17 protein-coding genes are annotated in these 18,888 nt (G+C 64.2%); 7 read left to right on the forward strand and 10 right to left on the reverse strand.

Features of this window, described 5'->3' with window-relative positions; translation table 11 throughout:
• Positions 1–27: 27 nt before the first annotated feature.
• The 4 genes from phnE to AC56LV_RS02725 are packed head-to-tail and all read right to left on the reverse strand — an operon-like array spanning position 28 to position 3,368.
• Positions 28–837: a phosphonate ABC transporter, permease protein PhnE gene (phnE, locus tag AC56LV_RS02710; protein WP_499555842.1), complete on the reverse strand. Its 810-nt coding sequence runs from the start codon at positions 835–837 to the stop codon at positions 28–30.
• Positions 834–1,664, reverse strand: a complete 831-nt coding sequence (locus tag AC56LV_RS02715; protein WP_499555844.1) for a PhnE/PtxC family ABC transporter permease — start codon at positions 1,662–1,664, stop codon at positions 834–836. Before AC56LV_RS02715 ends, phnE begins: the two co-directional genes overlap by 4 nt.
• Before the next feature lie 2 nt (positions 1,665–1,666).
• A complete protein-coding gene (locus AC56LV_RS02720; protein ID WP_499555846.1) occupies positions 1,667–2,482 on the reverse strand; it encodes a phosphonate ABC transporter ATP-binding protein in 816 nt (271 codons plus the stop codon).
• A 7-nt stretch (positions 2,483–2,489) separates the two neighbouring features.
• The gene (locus AC56LV_RS02725) at positions 2,490–3,368 is read right to left on the reverse strand and encodes a putative selenate ABC transporter substrate-binding protein (RefSeq protein WP_499555848.1); all 879 of its coding nucleotides are present in this window, start codon (positions 3,366–3,368) and stop codon (positions 2,490–2,492) included.
• A 198-nt stretch (positions 3,369–3,566) separates the two neighbouring features.
• Between AC56LV_RS02725 and egtD the strand changes: the two genes are divergently transcribed.
• Genes egtD through AC56LV_RS02740 form a run of 3 tightly spaced genes read left to right on the forward strand, consistent with a single transcriptional unit; the run spans position 3,567 to position 6,696 of the window.
• Entirely contained in the window at positions 3,567–4,535 is a 969-nt protein-coding gene (gene egtD / locus AC56LV_RS02730; protein WP_499555850.1) for an L-histidine N(alpha)-methyltransferase, read from the forward strand.
• Complete coding sequence (gene egtB, locus AC56LV_RS02735) at positions 4,532–5,758, forward strand: ergothioneine biosynthesis protein EgtB (protein ID WP_499555852.1); 1,227 nt, start codon at positions 4,532–4,534, stop codon at positions 5,756–5,758. The genes egtD and egtB overlap by 4 nt, the downstream gene beginning before the upstream one ends.
• A complete protein-coding gene (locus tag AC56LV_RS02740; protein WP_499555854.1) occupies positions 5,755–6,696 on the forward strand; it encodes a YihY/virulence factor BrkB family protein in 942 nt (313 codons plus the stop codon). The genes egtB and AC56LV_RS02740 overlap by 4 nt, the downstream gene beginning before the upstream one ends.
• Positions 6,697–6,746: 50 nt before the next feature.
• Here the strand turns inward: AC56LV_RS02740 and AC56LV_RS02745 are convergent, their stop codons facing one another.
• Positions 6,747–7,709, reverse strand: coding sequence for a TerC family protein (locus AC56LV_RS02745; protein ID WP_499555856.1), 963 nt, complete (start codon positions 7,707–7,709; stop codon positions 6,747–6,749).
• A gap of 211 nt (positions 7,710–7,920) precedes the next feature.
• On the opposite strand from AC56LV_RS02745, the gene nhaR reads away from it, so the two are divergent.
• Complete coding sequence (gene nhaR / locus AC56LV_RS02750; protein ID WP_499454185.1) at positions 7,921–8,817, forward strand: transcriptional activator NhaR; 897 nt, start codon at positions 7,921–7,923, stop codon at positions 8,815–8,817.
• 9 nt (positions 8,818–8,826) lie between these two features.
• Here nhaR and selD read toward each other — a convergent pair whose 3' ends face one another.
• From selD to AC56LV_RS02765, 3 genes are all read right to left on the reverse strand, one after another.
• Entirely contained in the window at positions 8,827–9,882 is a 1,056-nt protein-coding gene (selD, locus tag AC56LV_RS02755) for a selenide, water dikinase SelD (protein WP_499555858.1), read from the reverse strand.
• Between the two features lie 238 nt (positions 9,883–10,120).
• Positions 10,121–11,674 (reverse strand): DEAD/DEAH box helicase, encoded by a 1,554-nt coding sequence (locus tag AC56LV_RS02760; protein ID WP_499555860.1) that lies wholly within the window; start codon positions 11,672–11,674, stop codon positions 10,121–10,123.
• 389 nt (positions 11,675–12,063) lie between these two features.
• Complete coding sequence (locus AC56LV_RS02765; RefSeq protein WP_499555862.1) at positions 12,064–13,386, reverse strand: transglycosylase SLT domain-containing protein; 1,323 nt, start codon at positions 13,384–13,386, stop codon at positions 12,064–12,066.
• A 345-nt stretch (positions 13,387–13,731) separates the two neighbouring features.
• Here AC56LV_RS02765 and AC56LV_RS02770 point away from each other — a divergent pair, with 345 nt between their 5' ends.
• Positions 13,732–14,298, forward strand: a complete 567-nt coding sequence (locus tag AC56LV_RS02770; protein ID WP_499555864.1) for a DUF1415 domain-containing protein — start codon at positions 13,732–13,734, stop codon at positions 14,296–14,298.
• A complete protein-coding gene (locus AC56LV_RS02775) occupies positions 14,282–14,527 on the forward strand; it encodes a DUF1289 domain-containing protein (RefSeq protein ID WP_499453094.1) in 246 nt (81 codons plus the stop codon). Before AC56LV_RS02770 ends, AC56LV_RS02775 begins: the two co-directional genes overlap by 17 nt.
• 30 nt (positions 14,528–14,557) lie before the next feature.
• Here AC56LV_RS02775 and AC56LV_RS02780 read toward each other — a convergent pair whose 3' ends face one another.
• On the reverse strand, positions 14,558–15,067 hold the full coding sequence (locus AC56LV_RS02780) for a DUF1993 domain-containing protein (protein WP_183551053.1): 510 nt from the start codon (positions 15,065–15,067) through the stop codon (positions 14,558–14,560).
• 171 nt (positions 15,068–15,238) lie between these two features.
• Between AC56LV_RS02780 and AC56LV_RS02785 the strand changes: the two genes are divergently transcribed.
• Positions 15,239–18,379, forward strand: coding sequence for a sensor domain-containing protein (locus tag AC56LV_RS02785; RefSeq protein ID WP_499555866.1), 3,141 nt, complete (start codon positions 15,239–15,241; stop codon positions 18,377–18,379).
• Here the strand turns inward: AC56LV_RS02785 and AC56LV_RS02790 are convergent.
• The gene (locus AC56LV_RS02790) at positions 18,376–18,801 is read right to left on the reverse strand and encodes a thioredoxin family protein (protein WP_499556771.1); all 426 of its coding nucleotides are present in this window, start codon (positions 18,799–18,801) and stop codon (positions 18,376–18,378) included. The two genes, AC56LV_RS02785 and AC56LV_RS02790, sit on opposite strands and share 4 nt — an antisense overlap.
• Positions 18,802–18,888 lie beyond the last annotated feature (87 nt).

An 18,888-nucleotide genomic window follows, 5' to 3' on the forward strand; every position in this document is an offset into this window, starting at 1 on the left:
TCCGCAAGTAGGGTTAGCGCGTCGATATCAACGCATCAGGGCGCGGCGCAGCGCATAACTGGCCGCATCGACCAGTGCTACCAGCACCAGCATCGCAATCACGACCGTGGCGGCGCTGGGCATCTGGAACAGCGACAGGTGGTACTTGAGCATCTGGCCCAGGCCGCCGGCCCCGACCACACCGAGCACCGCCGCCGCGCGGATATTGTTTTCCCAGCGGTACAGCGTGTACGACAGCATCTGCGGCAGCGCCTGGGGCAGCGTCGCGTACAGGAATGCCGCCAGCGGCCGCGCGCCGTTCGTGCGCAGGCTCTGCTCGGCGTGCGGCTCGATGTTTTCCAGCGCATCGGCAAACAGGCGCCCCAGCACGCCGGCCGTGTGCGCGGTCAGCGCCAGCGTGCCGGCCAGCGGCCCCAGGCCCGCCAGCACCAGCAGCACCGCGGCCCACACGAGCTCGGGGATCGAGCGCAGTACATTGAGCACCAGGCGCGTTACGGCGCGCGCGGTGCGGCCCATGCGTCCGGCGCCGGCCAGCGCCAGCGGCATGGCAACGAGCGCCGCCAGGATGGTGCCGATGGCCGACATGGCCAGGGTTTCCCAGAACGCGATGAGCGTCTTGGCCAGGAAAGCCGGCGCGGTGTCGGGCGGCGCGAAGCCGGCAAGGAATTCGGATGCCGAATCGATGGCTTCGCGGGTGAAGAATGCGCGCCACTGCAGCGGCAGCGAGGCAAAGCTGGCGACGATCAGCGCCAGCAGGCCGCCGAGAATGAGCCAGGTGCCGGCCTGGCGTGGTGGCGGCGCGGGGATCGCGGCGCGCGGCGTAGTGTCTGCCTTCATCCGATCCTCCGGCGCAGCAGTTTCGACACCAGATCGGCGCTGGCCACCAGCAACACGAACATGATGAGCATGGTCGCCACTTCACCGCCAGCCATCATCTTGGTCGATTCATCGAGCCGCTGGCCCAGGCCGCCGGCACCGACGAAGCCCATCACGGCCGAGCCGCGAATCGCGCATTCCCAGCGGTACACGGTGTACGACACCAGTTCGGCGCTCGCATCGGGCAGGGCGCCGTACAGCAGCGCCGGCAGGCGTGCGCTGCCATTGGCCAGCAGGACATCGGTCGCATGCGCGTCGGACGACTCGAGGATTTCGGCATACACCTTGGCCAGCATGCCTGAATACGACAGCGCGATCGCCAGCACCCCGGCCGTTGGCCCCAGGCCGACGATGCGCACGAACAGCAGCGCCCACACCAGCTCGGGCACGGAGCGCAGCACCATCAGGATCCAGCGCAGGACCTGGCGCACGACGCCCGCCAGCGGACGGATGCGGCCGGTGCCCAGGCGCGAGATCGACAGGCGCTCGCTGATGACGAAGGTGGCGGGAATGGCGACGATCAGCGCCAGCGTCAGGCCCGATGTAGCAATCGCCACTGTCTGCCAGGTCTCGCGCAGCACCATCGCCAGGAAGGCAGGATCGGTTTCGGGCGTCAGGAAATCACGCAGGAAGCCGCCGGCCGCGCGCAGGCTTTGCGCGTCGAACAGCAGCCATGGTTTGAATTCCGCCGCGACCAGCAGCGGATAGAGCAGCAGGACGAAGACGACGGCGCCCATCAGGCGCGCGCGCCAGGCCGGATCGGGATGCAGCACGGTCTTGCTCGTCATGCCTAGAAACAGGCGCCGACGGCGATTTGTGCGGGCGTGTCGTGTGGCGGCGCCACGTGCGGCTCGACGTGTTCGTTGGCGTACAGGTCGGCGATCATGGTGTCGGTGACCTGCTCGCGCGGCGCGTCGAACACGATGCGCCCGTCGCGCAGGCCCACCAGACGGCCGAACTGTTCACGCGCCAGATCCACCTGGTGCAGGCTGCACACCAGCGTGGCGTTGCGCTGTGCGGCTTCCTGGCGCAGCGTGGCCAGTGTGTGACGGGCAAGGGCAGGGTCGAGCGCCGAAATCGGCTCGTCGACCAGCAAGGCTTGGGCATCGGACAGCAGCAGGCGCGCCAGGCCGCAGCGCTGGCGTTCGCCGCCGGACAGGCGGTCGACGCGCGCATACAGCTTGTCGCCCAGCGAAAAGCGCGACAGCGCGGCGTGCGCCGCGTCGGGGTCTTGCGGGCGCACGAGCGACCTCAAAGCCTGCCACAGCGTCCAGTGCGGCAAGCGCGCCGCCAGCACGGCCGTGACGACGCGCTGGCGCGCCGGCAGCGGCGGTGTCTGCGGCGCCAGAAACAGGCGCGCGCGCAGCCGGTGGCGTGCGGCGTGCGGCAGGTGCCACGGATCCTGGCCCAGGATCTCCAGCGCACCCGCACTGGGTTCGTGCGCGCAGGCCAGCGTGGCCAGCAGCGTGGTCTTGCCAGCCCCGGATGGGCCGATCAGGGCGACCTGTTCACCGGCGCCGATCGTGAGGTCGAGCGCGTGCAGGGCAGCCGCGCGGCTGCCGGTCAGGTGGCGCACGGTCACACCGCGCAGGCGAAAGGTCGCCATCGTGCGATTACTTCAGCAGACCGGCGTTTTTCGCCGCCGCTTCGATCGCGCCGTAGTTGGCGGTCTTGGTCGGCACGAAGCGGGTTGCGCGCTGCAGCTCGAGGATTTCCTTGCCCTGTGGGGTCGATTCGTCCAGCGCCAGGAAAGCGTCGGTGATTTTCTTTTTGAGGGCCGGGTCCATGTCGGTGCGCACGGTCCAGTTGTAGTCGAAGTAGCCAGGGGTCGTGTAGAACACGCGCACCTGCTTCGGATCGACCTTTTTCGCCTCGACCAGTTTTTCCCAGACCGAGATGTTCAGCGCGCCCGCATCGACCTTGCCGCCGGCAACAGCAGCCACGGTTGCGTCATGCGCGCCCGAGAAGGCGATGCGCTTGAGGTCGGTGTCCGGATTGATCTTGGCGCCCAGCAGGAACGAGCGCGGCATCAGGTGACCCGAGGTCGACGATTCCGAACCGAAGGCCAGGGTCTTGCCCTTCAGGTCTTCCAGCTTGTTGATGGTTGGCACGGTGGTGATGAAGACCGAGCGGAATTTCTCGTCTTCCACGCGCTGCACCAGCGGGGTGACCTGGCCCTTGCTGCGCACATTCGCCTGGACAAACGTAAAGCCGCCGAACCAGACCATGTCGATCTTGCGGTTGACCAGGCCTTCCACCGACGCGGCGTAGTCGGTCACCGGGGTGAATTCCACCTTCAGACCCGTGGCCTTGGCCAGGTAGTCGCCCAGCGGCTTGAACTTGCGCTGCAGTTCGGTCGGCGATTCGTCGGGGATGGCCGAAACGCGCAGCACGCCGTTGCTCTGTGCGTGGGCGGCGCCCGCGATCAGCATCGTGCCGGCAGCGGCGGCGCACAGGGTTTTGAGAACGTGACGGCGGAAGGACAGGGTCATGGTGGCTCTTGTCTAAAAAGTAATGAAACGAGGCTGACCCGAGGGGCAGCACGCTTGGCGTGAGGCAGACTAGGCGAATCCGGGGAATCCGCTATGATAGCTAAAACAGCAATACACAGAGAAATACCAGAACTACGCGAAGCAAAACTCACAGGCCATCTCGCATGGTGCGTCGTGGCGGCACGAATGATAAACCCTATGCTGACATCCTGTACACCTGAAGACGTCGCGGCGCCCCGTCACAGCGCGCACGAAGCCGACGAACTGCACACCGGTCTGCAGGCGCCAGCCGCCTGGATCTCCCCCAAATACCTGTATGACGCACTCGGCTCGAAATTGTTCGAAGCGATCTGCGAACTGCCAGAGTATTACCCCACGCGCACCGAAGCGTCGATTTTTGAGCGCTATGGCGCCGAAATCGCCCGCTCTGCCGGCACGGGCGCGACGCTGATCGACCTCGGCGCCGGCAACTGCGCCAAGGCGGCGGCCCTGTTTCCACTGCTGCAGCCGGCGCAGTACGTGGCGATCGACATCTCCACCGACTTCGTGCACGACGCCCTGACGCGTCTGCGCCAGCGGTTCCCGCAGATCGCGATGGAAGCGCTGGGCATGGATTTCTCATCTCGCTTTGAATTGCCGCCGCAGGTCAATGCCGGCCGGCGCCTGTTCTTTTATCCGGGTTCGTCGATCGGCAATTTCACGCCAGACGAAGCGCAAGGTTTTCTCACGCGCCTGCGCGCGCAGTGCGGCAACGATGGGGGTGTCCTGATCGGCATCGACCTGGCCAAGGATGCCGCCACGCTCGACGCTGCGTACGATGACGCGCTGGGTGTCACCTCGGCCTTCAACCTGAACCTGCTGCGCCACGTGAACCGCCTGATCGACGGCGACTTCGACATCAAGGGCTGGCAGCACCGGGGTGCGTACAACGCGGCCATGGGCCGCATCGAGATGCACCTGGAGGCGCGCGGCGCTCAGACCGTGCACTGGCGCGGCGGCGAACGCCGCTTCGAGTCCGGCGAGCGCATCCACACCGAGAACAGCTACAAATACCAGCAGGCCGACGCGATCGGCCTGCTGGAGCGCTCCGGTTTCGAGGCCACGCGCGTCTGGACCGATCCGCAGCGCTGGTTCGCCGTCATTCACGCACAGGCGATCGCATCATGAACATGATGCGCGATGACAGCCTGCCACGCGCGTTTGCGCAGGTACGTACCCGTTCGCTGCAACTGGCCGAGGGCTTGTCCGACGAAGACTGCTGCGCGCAGTCGATGCCGGACGCGAGCCCGATGAAATGGCACCTGGCGCACACGACGTGGTTCTTTGAAACCTTCATTCTCGAGCCGCGCGAGGCCAATTTTGCGCCTTTTCATCCGGCGTTCCGGGTGTTCTTCAACTCGTACTACAACGGCGTGGGCAACAAGCATCCGCGCGCCCAGCGCGGGCTCTTGACGCGCCCGGCCATGAGTGTCGTCAGGGACTACCGCGGGAACGTCGACCGCCGCATCGCCGACCTGCTGGCGGGCGGCATCGACGAGACGCTCGCCACGCTGATCGAACTGGGCCTGCAGCACGAGCAGCAGCACCAGGAACTGATGCTCACCGACGTCAAGCATCTGCTCGCGCAAAATCCGCTGTACCCGGCGTATGCGACGGATGCCATGGCGCCGTCCGCACCGGCCGAGCCGCTGGCCTGGCTCGATTTCGAAGGTGGCCTGGCCGAAGCTGGCTATGGCGGCAAGGGCTTTTGCTTCGATAACGAATTGCCGCGCCACCGCACCTATGTCGCGCCGTTTGCGCTGGCCTCGCGCCTGGTGACCAACGGCGAATACCGCGCGTTCATCGAGGCCGGCGGTTACCGCGATCCGGCGCTGTGGCTGGCCGAAGGCTGGGACCGCGTCAATAGTGGCGAGATCACCCAGCCGCTGTACTGGGTAGAAAAGGCCGATGGCTGGTACGAGTTCACGCTGCACGGCCTGCAGCCGCTGGACCCCGAGCTGCCGGTCACGCACGTCTCGATGTACGAGGCCGATGCATTCGCGCGCTGGTCCGGCGCGCGCCTGCCGACCGAATTCGAATGGGAATTCGCGGCGCGCCAGGCCTGCCTGGGCAGCGGCCCGGCCCATCATCCGGACGCTGCCAGCGGCGCCGGCCTGCAACAGATGTTCGGCGCCTGCTGGCAGTGGACCAGCAGCAGCTATGCACCGTACCCCGGCTTCGCACCGGCGCCGGGCGCCATCGGCGAATACAACGGCAAGTTCATGATCAACCAGTATGTCCTGCGCGGCTCGTCCTGCGCCACGCCAAGCGGTCACGCACGGCCCAGCTACCGCAACTTCTTCCCGACAGGCGCGCGCTGGCAATTTTCCGGCATTCGCCTCGCCCGATGAGTCGTCGGCGTGACTGGACGGCGCGCCTGAAGGATCAGCGCGCCAATGTCTATATCCTGAATCATCCGCTCAAGTTCACGCTGCAAGTCCTGAAAGGGTTCCGCGCCAACCAGGGCTTGCTGCTGGCGGGCGCCGTGGCCTATTACGCGCTGCTGTCGATCGTGCCGTTTTTGATGCTGGTGATGGTGGTGCTGTCGCATTTCATCAACCCGGCCGAGTTGCTGGAAACGCTCAGCCGCTATCTGCAACTGCTGGTGCCGGGACAGTCGGCGCCGATCGTGGCCGAGGTGGCGCACTTTCTGGACGACCGGCAACTCATCACCTGGGTGCTGGCGGTGACGATGCTGTTCTTCAGTTCGCTTGCCTTCACGGTGCTGGAAAACGCGATGAGCGTGATCTTCGTGCACCGCGTGGCGATCCGGCGCCGGCATTACCTGGTGTCGGCCGTGCTGCCGTACTGCTACATCCTGGCGCTGGGCGTGGGGATCATGGTCGTCACGCTCGTGGCGGGCGCGCTGCAGGTCATGGGGCGCGAAAGCGTGTGGCTGTTCAACTATGAGTGGTCGCTGAACGGCGTGTCCGGTGCGCTGCTGTATCTACTGGGGCTGATCGGCGAGATTCTCGTGCTCACGTCGATCTACCTGGTGATGCCGGTGGGCCGGCTGTCGATATGGCACGCCGCCATCGGTGGCGTGACGGCAGCACTGCTGTGGGAAGCGGCGCGCCACATTCTGGTCTGGTATTTCTCGACGCTGTCGCAGGTGAACCTGGTGTATGGCTCGATGACGACGGCCATCGTCGTCATGTTTTCGCTCGAGATCGCAGCCACGCTGCTGCTCCTGGGTGCGCAGGTGATCGCGGAGTACGAGCGGGTCGGCTTGGTGCCTGACGATGCGGCGCAAGACCCAATGACAACGGCGCCAGACGCAGCCCGGTAAGTTCCGGGTGCTCCTGGCGCCGTTGGGGACGCTACGGGCAGGCGACTAGCTTACTTGTCGTCCTTCTTGGTGATGAACACGCTGGCGATACAGCTACCGGCGATCAGCACAGCCACGACGGTCAGCGAAGCCTGCACTGGCACGTGGTACCACGGCATGATCAGCATCTTGACACCGATGAAGGTCAGGACCATCGCCAGGCCATACTTGAGCAGGTGGAAGCGGTCAGCCACGTCGACCAGCAGGAAGTACAGCGCACGCAGACCCAGGATCGCGAACATGTTCGACGTGAACACGATGAACGGATCGGTCGTGATCGCGAAGATGGCCGGGATCGAGTCAACCGCGAACACCAGGTCGGTCACTTCGATCAGGATCAGCACCAGGAACAGCGGGGTGACATAGCGCACGCCGTTGATCCTCACGAAGAACTTCTCGCCGTGGTCGCCTTCGGACACTTTCAGGTGCCTGCGGGCGAACTTCAGGATCGGGTTGTTGACCACGTCCGGTTCGGCATCGACGGCCACCAGCATGCGGATACCGGTGAACAGCAGGAACGCGCCGAACAGGTACAGCACCCAGCTGAATTCGCTCACGACCCACGCACCGGCGCTGATCATGATGGCGCGCATGATGATCGCACCGAGCACGCCGTAGATCAGGACGCGGCGCTGGTATTGCTGCGGCACCTGGAACGCGGTAAAGATCAGCAGGAACACGAACACGTTATCGACCGACAGGGCTTTCTCGATCAGGTAGCCGGAGAAGAACTCCAGCGCTTTCTGGTCAGCGATTTCCGAACCGACGCTGCCTTTCAGATACCACCAGAGGCCGGCATTGAACAGCAGGGCCATGCTGACCCAGACCAGCGACCAGATACCCGCTTCCTTGACGCTGACCTTGTGCGCCTTGTTACCGCCAAAGACGAACAGGTCGAGCGCCAGCATCACCAGCACGAAGCCGACGAAGCCAGCCCACATCATGGGGCTTGCAATGGTTTCCAGACCGTTCATGGGTTGCTCCCTTCATGGCGCAGCGAGTGCAGCCGGTTGTCCTGCGCCCGTGCGCAGGAATGGTGGACAGGATGTGTCATTGGTATGGCACCTATAGTTTGTGGTGAGGACTCGACTATAGGGGACCATGAAGCATCGTACAAATCGAATATAATTTCATATAACATCGAATTTAACGATGTATTGAACAGTCCATGTTATTGGAGAGACCATGTCCGCGCTGAACTACAAGCACCTGCGTTACTTCTGGATGGTGGCCAAGACCGGCAGCATCGCCAAGGCCGCCTCGCAACTGAACCTGACGCCCCATTCGATTTCCGGACAACTGTCCGAATTCGCCGATGTATTGGGTGTGGCGCTGTTTCGCAAGTCCGGCCGCAGCCTCGAGCTGACCGACACCGGCCGCCGCATCGTCAGCTACGCCGAGACGATCTTCAGCACCGGCGACGAATTGCTCGAACTGGTGCGCGACAAAAGCTTTGCGACGATGTCTTTTCGGATTGGCTGCGCCGATTCGGTGTCGAAGCTCATTGCCTGCCAGCTGGTGGAGCCGGCATTGAAGCTCAAGGAGCCGGTGCGGCTGATCTGCCGCGAAGGGCGCCTTGACAGCCTGATCGGCGACCTCGCCGTGCACCGGCTCGACCTGGTCATTGCCGACCGGCCGATCCCCGGGCATTTCAGCGTGCGCGCCTATAACCACCTGCTGGGCCAGAGTCCGATGACGGCGCTGTGCACGCAGGCGCTGGCGGCCACGTTCGACCAGCCGTTTCCGGCCTGCCTGCACAATGCGCCGATGCTGTTGCCGGGCGAGGATTTCGCGATCCACCAGCGCCTGTTGCGCTGGCTGGAGCAGGCCGAGGTGCATCCGCACATCGTCGGCGAATTCGACGACAGCGCGATGATGAATGCGTTTGGCCAGTCAGGGGCGGGGGTGTTCTTCGTGCCGACGGTGATTGCGGCGCAGGTGAGCCAGCAATACCAGGTGGTGGCGCTGGGCCAGATCGATGGGGTGGTGGAGCAGGTGTATGCGATCACCACCGAGCGCCGGATGAGTCATCCGGCGACAGTGGCGATCAGTACGCTGGCGCGCGACAAGCTGTTCGTTTGACTCCAGCGGTTACGGCTTGACGCTGATACCCGGCTCGCCGGCAGTCATGCGGCCGATGATCGCCGCGTCGGCAAAGCCTTCACGCGCGAACAGCGCCAGCACCTCGTCGGCGGCTGCCGGGTCGCAGGCTACCAGCAGCCCGCCCGAGGTCTGCGGATCGGTCAGCAGCGCGCGCTGCTCGGGCAGGATCGCCGCGTCGAGCTGCACGTCCTTGCCATACGCTTCCCAGTTGCGCCCGGAAGCACCCGTGAAGTAGCCATCCTGCGCCAGTTGCAGCACGCCCGGCAGCAGCGGAATGTTCGGCATGTCGAGCATGGCATGCAGCTTTGCGCCACGCGACAGTTCCAGCAGGTGACCCAGGAGGCCAAAGCCGGTGACGTCGGTCAGCGCGTGCACGCCCGGCATGTCGGCCAGCAGGCGCCCGGGCTTGTTCAGTTTAGTCGTGTTGGCGATCATCGCCGCATAGCCGTCGGCGCCCAGCTTGTCTTTCTTGAGCGCGGCCGACAGTACACCCACGCCCAGCGGCTTGCCGAGGATGAGCACGTCGCCATCGCGGGCATCGGCATTGCGTTTGACTTTCGACGGATGCACGAGGCCCAGCACGACCAGGCCATAGATCGGCTCGACCGAGTCGATCGTGTGGCCGCCGGCAATCGGAATGCCCGCTTCGGCGCAGATCGACTCGCCGCCGCGCAGGATTTGCCCGATCGTGTCGAGCGGCAGCTTGTTGATCGGCATGCCGACCAGCGCCAGCGCCATGATCGGCGTGCCGCCCATCGCATACACGTCCGAGATGGCATTGGTGGCGGCGATGCGGCCGAAGTCGAACGGGTCGTCGACGATCGGCATGAAGAAGTCGGTGGTGGCGATCAGGGCCTGTTCATCATTGAGCTTGTAGACCGCGGCGTCATCGGCCGTCTCGATGCCAACCATCAGCTCCTTGGGCACGGGGAAGCCGTGCGACGACTTCAGGATCTCGGCCAGCACGCCGGGCGCGATCTTGCAGCCGCAGCCGCCGCCGTGCGAGAACGAAGTGAGTTTGATGGGTTGGTCGCTGGTGCTCATGGGATGTCCGGTAATCGTTGATCGTCTTGGATTATCCACCATGTGGCGTGGACGTGCCAGGCAGGGTGCCTGAAATGGAAGTGGCGCACATGAAAACCCGCTGCCGGGTAGGGTGGGCGGGTTTCCCGCCCACGCGTTCAACCGGCCATTGCATGTCACGAAGCGAGATTGAACACGTGGACAGCGCCCATAAAAAAACGGCTGCCGAAGCAGCCGTTTCTTGATTCACGCAGGGTGATTACTCACCGAACGAACGACGCACGCCGTCCGCCGAACGTGGGTGGGCACCCTTGTAGCCGCCTTCGCGACGGGCCGGCTGGCCGTCACGCGGGGCGCTGAAACGGTTGCCGTCACGTGGCGCGCTTGGCGCACGTGGTGCGGCGCCTGGTGCGCGCGCAGGGCCGGCCTCACGCGGGCCACGGTCAGCGTAACGGCTTTCCGACGGGGCGCCACGGGCGCCGCTCGGTGCGCGGTCGGCATAGCCTTCACGCGCGCCGGATGGCTTCGAAAAACCGCGCGATGCCGGCTTGGCCGACGGGCTGCGGCCGTCGCCTGGCTTCCAGCCGGCGCGGGCTGGTGCTGCAGCGCGCTTTGGCTCGAAACCTTCCACGACAGCGACCGGGATCGGCTGGCGGGTGAAACGCTCGATGCGGCGCACGTTCATGCTTTCGGCGTGGTTCACCAGTGAGACGGCGACACCGTTACGGCCAGCGCGACCGGTACGGCCGATGCGGTGGACGTAGTCTTCCGGGAACTTCGGCAGGTCGTAGTTGACGACGTGCGTGATGCTTGGCACGTCGATGCCGCGCGCAGCGACGTCGGTTGCGACCAGCACCTTGATGCTGCCGCGACGCATGCTGTCCAGCGTGCGGTTACGCGCGCCCTGGTGCATGTCGCCATGCAGTGCGGCAGCAGCGAAACCGGCGATGTTCAGGCGGTCAGCGATCGTGTCCGCGTCACGCTTGGTGGCGGTGAAGACCACGGCCTGGTCCATCGATTCGTCGCGCAGCAGGTGGTCCAGCAGGCGATTCTTGTGCGACAGGTCGTCGACGAAGTGGACGCGCTGCGAGATGTTCTCGTGGCGATTGGTCGCGCTGGCGATCTGGATCGTCATCGGATCGGTCGTGATGCGGCGCGCCATGTTGCCGACGACGCCATCCAGCGTGGCCGAGAACAGCATGGTTTGACGGGCCGACGGGGTCGCGGCAACGATTTTCTCGATGTCGTCGATGAAGCCCATGTCCAGCATGCGGTCAGCTTCGTCGAGCACAAGGATTTCGAGCTGCGAGAAGTCGATCTTGCCCGATTCCATGTGGTCGATCAGGCGGCCTGGGGTAGCAACCAGGATTTCAGGATTCTTGGCCAGCAGTTGCATCTGCTTCGGATACGGCATGCCGCCCAGGATCGAGACGCAGCGCAGGCGGCGCATGTGGGCCGTGTACTGTTCGGTCGCAGCCGAGACTTGCAGGGCCAGTTCGCGGGTCGGGGTCAGCACCAGCATTTTTGGCTGGGCGGCCTTGAAACGGACGCGCTCGCCTTTGGCGCGGGCAGCCTGCGCTTCTTGCGCAGCGGTCTTGCCGGCTGGCGTTTCTTCAGCGTTGGCCAGCTTGTTCAGTGCTGGCAGCATGAAGGCGGCGGTCTTGCCCGAACCGGTTTGCGACGAGACCAGCAGGTCGCGGCCGGCGATCGCGGCAGGAATGGCTTGCGCCTGGACTGGCGTAGGGGTGGTGTAACCGGTATCGGCAACAGCCTGGACGAGGGACGCGTGGAGGCCTAGGGCTTCAAAACTCATGTGATCTGTACTTTCGGAATAAATCAAATACGCTCGCACGGATGGCGCGAACGAAAAAATGCAACGCGAACCAACAAACGAAATGACTCAGAATGAAAGAAATTTCGGCACAAAAGCTTTGCGCCGGGACGGTGTCTGAAAGCGACACACAGGGCGGGAGGGCTTTAGAAAGGCGCTCTAATGAGCTGCCTGGGGTTTGCGGTGCTGCTTGGATGACTGCCTTGCTGCTGCCTGACCTGAATGTTTTCAGAGCAGGGCGCGATGTCGCAGTGCACAAACCGAACTATACAGGTTTTTCGGCCTTCGTGCACGGACCCTTTGAAAATCGTATAACTGCGGGGACTGTCGATGGCAGCCGGCGCCCTCCGGACAAGGGCGCCGGCACGCAATCAGCGCTGTTTGCGCTTGGACGACGTGTTGCGGGCGATGCGCTTGGTGTTCTTGCTGGCGCCAGCCTTGGTCTTGAAGCGCGCAGCAGTGCGCTTGACGATGCCACGATCGGCTTCGAACGCGACAACGGCATTGTCGATGATGTTCTCGGCGATGTCGCTGTGGCTCGAGGTCGAGATTTTGGGCACCAGGATCGTCGAACCCACTTTCAGGAGCGACTGCGCCGGGATGTTATTGGCCTGGCGGATGACCTCTGGTGTGGTGCCGAATTTCGACGCCAGCGAGGCGATGCTCACGCGCGCACCGGTGATCTTGTGCGTGGTCCAGGTCGACAACGCCTGTCCCCACTGCGCGAGGTTCAGGTGGAATTTCTCGGCGTTTTCTTTTGGCAGCAGGATCTGGGTCTGGGCGCCGCCGATGATGACCGGCTTCTTGAACTGCGGATTGAGCGCCTTGAATTCGTCGAGCGACATTTCGGCCAGCTGGGCTGCAACCGCCAGGTCGATGTCACTGGTCTTGTCGACCGTGGTGAAGTAGGGCTGGTTGTCGATGGCTGGCAGCATGACGCCATACATGCCCGGATTGGCGATCACGTTCTTGACCGCCTGCAGTTTGGGCACGTAGTTGCGCGTTTCCGCCGGCATCAGGTCGGCCAGGCTTTCGAAATCGGTTGGCTTGCCTTCGGCCTGGTTTTTCTTGATGGCGCGCTGCACATTGCCTTCGCCCCAGTTATACGCAGCCAGGGCCAGTGGCCAGTCGCCGAACATCGTGTACAGGCGCTGCAGATAGGTCAGCGCCGCATCGGTGGAGGTCACGACGCCGCGGCGCTCGTCCTTGAACATGTTCTGCTTGAGGTCGAAATCCTTGCCTGTGCCCGGCACGAACTGCCACAGGCCGGCGGCGTTGGCGCTCGACATGGCTTGCGGATTGAAGGCCGATTCGATCACCGGCAGCAGCGCCAGTTCGGTCGGCATGCCGCGCTTTTCGAGCTCGGACACCACGTGGTACAGGTACGGGGAAGCGCGGCCGGAAATGCGGGACAGCGTGGCGGGATGATTGGCGTAGGCCTGGGTATGACGGGTGACGAGCGCGTTGTTCAGGTCGGGAATCGCGTAGCCGCTGCGGATGCGGCCCCAGACGTCGGTTTCGCGGTATTCATCGAGTTTGGTCTGGACTTGCGACGGTGCTGCAGTGGTGCGGCTGCCGATTGCGGCAGACTGGATGGTTGGCAGCGCGGCTGCATCCATCGCGAAACTGAGGGGTGACGCGGCCAGGAGGGCCAATGCAGCCAGTGCGAAGGTAGGACGTTTCGTGTTGTGCATAGCTTTCCAGTGTTGCGTTCAGGAACGAACGGACCGAGGACAAGGAGGCATAGTACGTAGGGATTGTCGAGCGCGTCAAGATGTATGACGCCTTCGTTACAATAAAAATGCCCTCTAGAATCGCGTACGTTGACATCATGAAAACAGAAGATGCCATCAGGATCATCGAAATTAATGAACCGCTGGTATTTTTGGTCAGCAGCACCAAGATTTGGCGGCGTTATCCACTGCGCATACGACCGCATCGGGCCAACCTTACCCCCGGGGCGGGGTCGATCTATGAGCACACGCAAAGAGTGCGTACAATCCGGCTTTTGCAGTCTGCATTGCTATTGAAAGTCTTCTATGAGCACTCCCAACCTCAACGCCGACGATGACGCCATCATCGGCGCGACCCGCAACTGGCTCGAACGCGCGGTAATCGGCCTGAATCTGTGCCCGTTTGCCAAGGCCGTGTACGTCAAGGAGCAGGTGCGCTATGTCGTTGCCACCGCGACCACGCCCGAGCAATTGCTTGAAACGTTAATGGACGAGCTGCAGCACCTGTCCGACACCGATGCCGCCAGGATCGACACCACGCTGATCATTCACCCGTTCGTGCTGGGCGATTTCGAGGATTACAACGAGTTTTTGGACGTGGCCGATGCCGCGCTCGAGGACATGCAGCTGGATGGCGAGCTGCAGGTCGCCAGCTTCCATCCCTTATATCAGTTTGCCGACACCGACATCAACGATATCTCGAATTACACGAACCGCGCGCCATACCCGATCCTGCACTTGCTGCGCGAAGAGAGCATCGAGCGCGCCGTGGAAGCCTTCCCGCAGGCGGAAGACATCTTCGAAAAGAATATCGAGACGATGGAACAGCTTGGACACGACGGTTGGGACAAGCTCCATGTCGGACCAGCGTGAAGCGGGCGGGGCCAGCCCTGCATCAGTAACACCGGTAACACCCGGAACCCCGGCCGGCCGGCCGGACACGCCGTGCGTGGCGGTATGCTCGACCACCTTCGACGAAGTCTGCCGCGGCTGCGGCCGCACTGTGGCCGAGGTCGCCCACTGGGTGTCGATGAGCGCCGACGCCAAAGAGCTCGTCTGGCAGCGCATCCTGGCGCAGGGTTACCCGCGCCGGAACAAGTGACCGTGGCCCGTTACCTGGTTTATTGCCTTATCAATAGCTGCCAATAAAGTCGCGCTTGCCGATCGGCACACCGTTGTGGCGCAGGATCGCGTACGCGGTCGTCACGTGGAAGCAGAACTGCGGCATCGCGAAGTGGGTCAGGTAGACCGCGCCGGTGTCGAAGTGGCGTGCGCGTTCGCCGCTGCCATGGGTAATCGGACGGGTTGCGCCGGCGTCGATGTCGGCTTGTTCCAGGCTGTCCAGGAAGCCGACGGTACGCGTGATGCGCTGCTGCAGTTCGGTGAAGGTGCGCTCGCCGTCTTCATAGCGCGGCGATTCGATGCCGGCCAGGCGCGCCCCGGCGCCCTTGGCGAAATCCGTGGCGAGCTGGATCTGGCGCGCCAGCGGGAACATGTCGGGAAACAGCCGGGCCTGTAGCAGGGCATCCGGTTCGATGCGCCGCTCCAGCGCATGGGCCTCGGCTTTTTCGAGCACGCCGGCCAGGGCGTCGAGCAATTGGCGAAACACCGGCACCGAAGCGGCGTACAGGGAATGACTCATCAGATTCTCCTCGATTGGAAACGCGTTCATGACAATCCATCATAGCAAGTCTGGTCGCGCGTTGCCGACGGTTGGTTATGCGCCGTTAGCTAGTGACGCTTAGCAAGCGACGGCGCATAATCGCGTTTTTTACACCAAATCAGTAAAACCAGCGCCAGCGGCGCCAACGCCATGTCCACATCGTCATCCGCCACTCCCACTATCCTGTCGCGCCTGGGCAGCCTGTATGGCCGCTCGCTGTACCGCGCCTTGTTGCTGGTGGTGTTCGTCGGGCTGGCGGGGCCGGCGGCCGTGGGCAGTTATCTTCTGATCGGGGTGCAGGAGCGCGCTGCGGTTGCGGCGGCGCTCGACGACTCCCTGCAGCGCAATGCAGAGATCCTCGCACTCGGCGTGCAGGAGCCGCTCTGGAACCTGGATCCCGACACGGCGCGGCCGCTGCTCGATGCGATGCTGCGCGATCCGGCCGTCGTCATGGTCGAGCTGCATGGTCCGGAGGGCGAGGTCGTGCTGCGGGTGCGCTCGCCCACGCGTCCCCTTGGCCGTGTGTTCAGCGCCGAACGGCCGGTCGTGGTGCGTGGCGAGACGATCGGCACCGTGCGTCTCGAGATGGACGACTACCGCAGCCAGCAGGAGCTGCGCCGCAAGCAGCGCAACTACGCGCTGGTGGTCGTGGGGCAGGTTGCCGTTTCGCTGCTGCTGATCGCGCTGCTGCTGCGGCGCCGGCTGCTCTCGCCGCTGCGCCGCCTGATGGGTTTTTCCGACCGGCTGGCGCGCGCCGACTTCGATACGCCGCTGGCCTTGTCGGCGGCCGACGAGCTGGGGCGCCTGGGCCGGCAGATGGAGCACATGCGCCTGGCCATTCGCGATCTGTTCGCCGATATCGCGCGGCGTGAAGAGCAATTTCGCAGCATCGTGAATCAGGTCCCCGGCGCCGTGTTTCGCGTGCGCGCCGGCGGGGCCATCGAATTCGTGAGTGATGCGATCGAAGACATCACCGGCCACTCGGCAGAGCATCTGATGCGCGCCACGACCGACGACTGGAGCGATATCGTGCATCCGGAAGACCGGCGCAGGTACAGCCACACGGTGCGCCACGCCGCGCGTGTTGGCGATGCGTATCAGCTGGAATACCGGATCATCGATGCCCACGGCGTGGAGCGCTGGGTGCAGGAAAGCGGCCAGCCGCAGGGATTATCGGGCGTGGCCGCGCTGGACGGCGCAGTGCGGATCGATGGCATCATCTCGGATATCAGCGAGCGCAAGCACAACGAGATGCGCATCGAAGCGCTGCTCACCGAGCAGGGCGCGATCCTCGACAACGTGATGTTCGGCGTGCTGTTCGTGCGCCAGCGCCGCATCGTCTCGAGCAACCGGCGGGGCGAAACGCTGTTCGGCTATGACGAGGGCCAGATGGTCGGCCAGTCGACCGAGATTCTGTACCCCACGCGGGAGGATTACGAGCAGACCGCCATGACGCAATACCCGCTGCTGGCGCGGCGCATGGACCTGGGCGAGGAGCACCAGCTGCGCCATCGCGACGGCAGCCTGTTCTGGTGCCTGGTGAGCGGTTCGGCGCTCGACCCGGCGTACCCGGACGAAGGCAGCATCTGGGTGTTCGCCGACATCACCGAGCGCAAGCTGGCCGAAGAAAAGCTGCGCCTGTCGGCCACGGTGCTCGAGCACATCGCCGATGGCGTGATGGTGCTGGACGTGTCGGGCCGGATCGTCGCCGTCAACCCGGCCTTCACCTGCATCACCGGCTACAGCGAAGAAGAGGCGGTGGGGCGCGAATCGAGCATGATGCGTGGGCGGCTCCAGGATGACGCCTTCTATCACAAGCTGTGGCGCGAACTGGACGAAACGGGTTTCTGGCGCGGCGAGATCTGGGACACGCGCCGGGATGGCGACGCATATCTTGAGTCACTGACCGTCACCGCAGTGCGGGGCGACGCTGGCGCGATCACGCATTATGTGTCGGTCTTCAGCGACATCACGCGCGCGCGCGAATCGCAGAACCAGCTCGATCACCTTGCGCACCACGATCCCCTGACCGCGTTGCCCAACCGCCTGCTGTACCACGATCGCCTGCGCCACGCGATGACGCGCGCGCAGCGCGACGGCCAGCAGCTCGCGGTGCTGTTCATCGACCTCGATCGCTTCAAGAACGTCAACGACACGCTGGGGCACCACGTCGGCGACGAACTGCTCAAGCAGGCGGCCTTCGCGCTGGCCCGCTGCCTGCGCGAAGGCGACACGCTGGCGCGCCTGGGCGGCGACGAATTCATCGTGTTGCTCGAGGATATTGGCGGCGTCGCCGGCGCGACCCGTGTGGCGGCCAAGCTGATTGCGATGTTCGAGCAGCCGTTCATGGTGTCCGGCTACGAGCTGTTCGTCACCGGCAGCGTCGGTATCAGCCTGTATCCGCAAGACGCGCAGGACATGCACATGCTGATCCGGAATGCCGACGTGGCGATGTACCAGGCCAAGGCGCGCGGGCGCAACGGCTACCAGTTCTATGCGGCGTCGATGAGCGGCGACGGCGTCGAGCGCCTGCGCATGGAAGGCCTGCTGCGCCGCGCGATCGACAAGCACGAGATTTATCTGGCGTATCAGCCTCAGGTCGAGATGGACACCGGCCGCCTGACCGGCGTAGAAGCGCTGGTGCGCTGGCACAGTGCCGAGCTGGGTCAGATCGGCCCGTGCCAGTTCATTCCGCTGGCAGAAGACACCGGTTTTATCGGCCAGCTTGGCCAGTGGGTGCTGCAGGAAGCGTGCCGCCAGATGATGGCGTGGAAAGCGCAGGGTTTGATCATGCCGAAGATCGCCGTGAACCTGTCGGTACGCCAGTTCGAGCGTGGCGGCATGGCGGCAATCGTGACCGGGGTGCTGGAATCGACCGGTCTCGCGCCGCACCGCCTGCAGCTGGAAGTAACCGAGTCGATCATCATGAACACGGGCGACGCGCTGCAGTACGTGAAGGACCTGCATGCGATCGGCGTGGGGCTGGCGATCGACGATTTCGGCACCGGCTATTCATCGCTGGCGTACCTGAAGCAGTTGCCGGTGCAGACGCTCAAGATCGACCGCAGCTTCATCAAGGATATCTCGCACGGACCGGACGACGAGGCGATCGCGGTTGCCATCATCCAGCTTGGCAAGAGCATGAACCTGTCGGTGATTGCTGAAGGTGTCGAACGTGAGGACCAGGCGGCGTTCCTGCTGCGCCATGGCTGCAATCTGGCGCAGGGGTATTTGTATGGGAAGCCGGTGGCGGCGGATGAGATTCTGGCGCGCTGGGGCGGGCAGGGTTAGTCTGCGCTGCCCAGCAGCAGCCGCAGATTGCAGTCGCGCTGCCATTCGCGGCGTTCATCGCTCGATTGCGCCAGGCGCGCCAGTTCGGCCGGCGTGATATCGGCCTGGGCCTGGATCAGGCGGTCGGCCACGCCGCCATCGGGCACCATCGTGCCGAAGAACGCCACGGTGTCGCCGCGCTGCAGCAGCAGCGTCGGGAAGTTGTCGACATCGAGGTCGCCGACCAGGGCGGCCTGGTCTTCGATGTCGATCCAGATGAAGTGCTTGTCCGGGTGGCGCGCGGCCAGGTTCTCGAACGTGGCGCGGTAGCTCGCGCAGGTGCCGCACCAGGCGGCGCACAGGCAGGCGACCGTCCAGGCGTCGTCATTGACGGCGGCGACGGCGGCGTCGAGGGTCGAGGAATCGAGGGTCAGGCTATGCATGGAGCGCATTTTACTCCGTGTTGCGCCGCAATGTGGCGGGGAAGGCCGAGCGGCATGGATGGCGCCCGGCCAAGCGGTTAAAATACG

The sequence above is a fragment of the Telluria sp. RB2R28 genome (genome assembly GCF_059685835.1).

What these genes read in the sequence shown, in the direction of transcription:
- AC56LV_RS02785 (WP_499555866.1), top strand. Translation starts at nt 15,239, where the DNA reads ATGTCCACATCGTCATCCGCCACTCCCACTATCCTGTCGCGCCTGGGC.
- egtB (WP_499555852.1), top strand. Translation starts at nt 4,532, where the DNA reads ATGAACATGATGCGCGATGACAGCCTGCCACGCGCGTTTGCGCAGGTA.
- AC56LV_RS02765 (WP_499555862.1), bottom strand. Translation starts at nt 13,386, where the DNA reads ATGCACAACACGAAACGTCCTACCTTCGCACTGGCTGCATTGGCCCTC.
- AC56LV_RS02745 (WP_499555856.1), bottom strand. Translation starts at nt 7,709, where the DNA reads ATGAACGGTCTGGAAACCATTGCAAGCCCCATGATGTGGGCTGGCTTC.
- AC56LV_RS02780 (WP_183551053.1), bottom strand. Translation starts at nt 15,067, where the DNA reads ATGAGTCATTCCCTGTACGCCGCTTCGGTGCCGGTGTTTCGCCAATTG.
- AC56LV_RS02720 (WP_499555846.1), bottom strand. Translation starts at nt 2,482, where the DNA reads ATGGCGACCTTTCGCCTGCGCGGTGTGACCGTGCGCCACCTGACCGGC.
- AC56LV_RS02790 (WP_499556771.1), bottom strand. Translation starts at nt 18,801, where the DNA reads ATGCATAGCCTGACCCTCGATTCCTCGACCCTCGACGCCGCCGTCGCC.
- AC56LV_RS02775 (WP_499453094.1), top strand. Translation starts at nt 14,282, where the DNA reads ATGTCGGACCAGCGTGAAGCGGGCGGGGCCAGCCCTGCATCAGTAACA.
- AC56LV_RS02715 (WP_499555844.1), bottom strand. Translation starts at nt 1,664, where the DNA reads ATGACGAGCAAGACCGTGCTGCATCCCGATCCGGCCTGGCGCGCGCGC.
- AC56LV_RS02760 (WP_499555860.1), bottom strand. Translation starts at nt 11,674, where the DNA reads ATGAGTTTTGAAGCCCTAGGCCTCCACGCGTCCCTCGTCCAGGCTGTT.
- egtD (WP_499555850.1), top strand. Translation starts at nt 3,567, where the DNA reads ATGCTGACATCCTGTACACCTGAAGACGTCGCGGCGCCCCGTCACAGC.
- phnE (WP_499555842.1), bottom strand. Translation starts at nt 837, where the DNA reads ATGAAGGCAGACACTACGCCGCGCGCCGCGATCCCCGCGCCGCCACCA.
- nhaR (WP_499454185.1), top strand. Translation starts at nt 7,921, where the DNA reads ATGTCCGCGCTGAACTACAAGCACCTGCGTTACTTCTGGATGGTGGCC.
- AC56LV_RS02725 (WP_499555848.1), bottom strand. Translation starts at nt 3,368, where the DNA reads ATGACCCTGTCCTTCCGCCGTCACGTTCTCAAAACCCTGTGCGCCGCC.
- AC56LV_RS02770 (WP_499555864.1), top strand. Translation starts at nt 13,732, where the DNA reads ATGAGCACTCCCAACCTCAACGCCGACGATGACGCCATCATCGGCGCG.
- AC56LV_RS02740 (WP_499555854.1), top strand. Translation starts at nt 5,755, where the DNA reads ATGAGTCGTCGGCGTGACTGGACGGCGCGCCTGAAGGATCAGCGCGCC.
- selD (WP_499555858.1), bottom strand. Translation starts at nt 9,882, where the DNA reads ATGAGCACCAGCGACCAACCCATCAAACTCACTTCGTTCTCGCACGGC.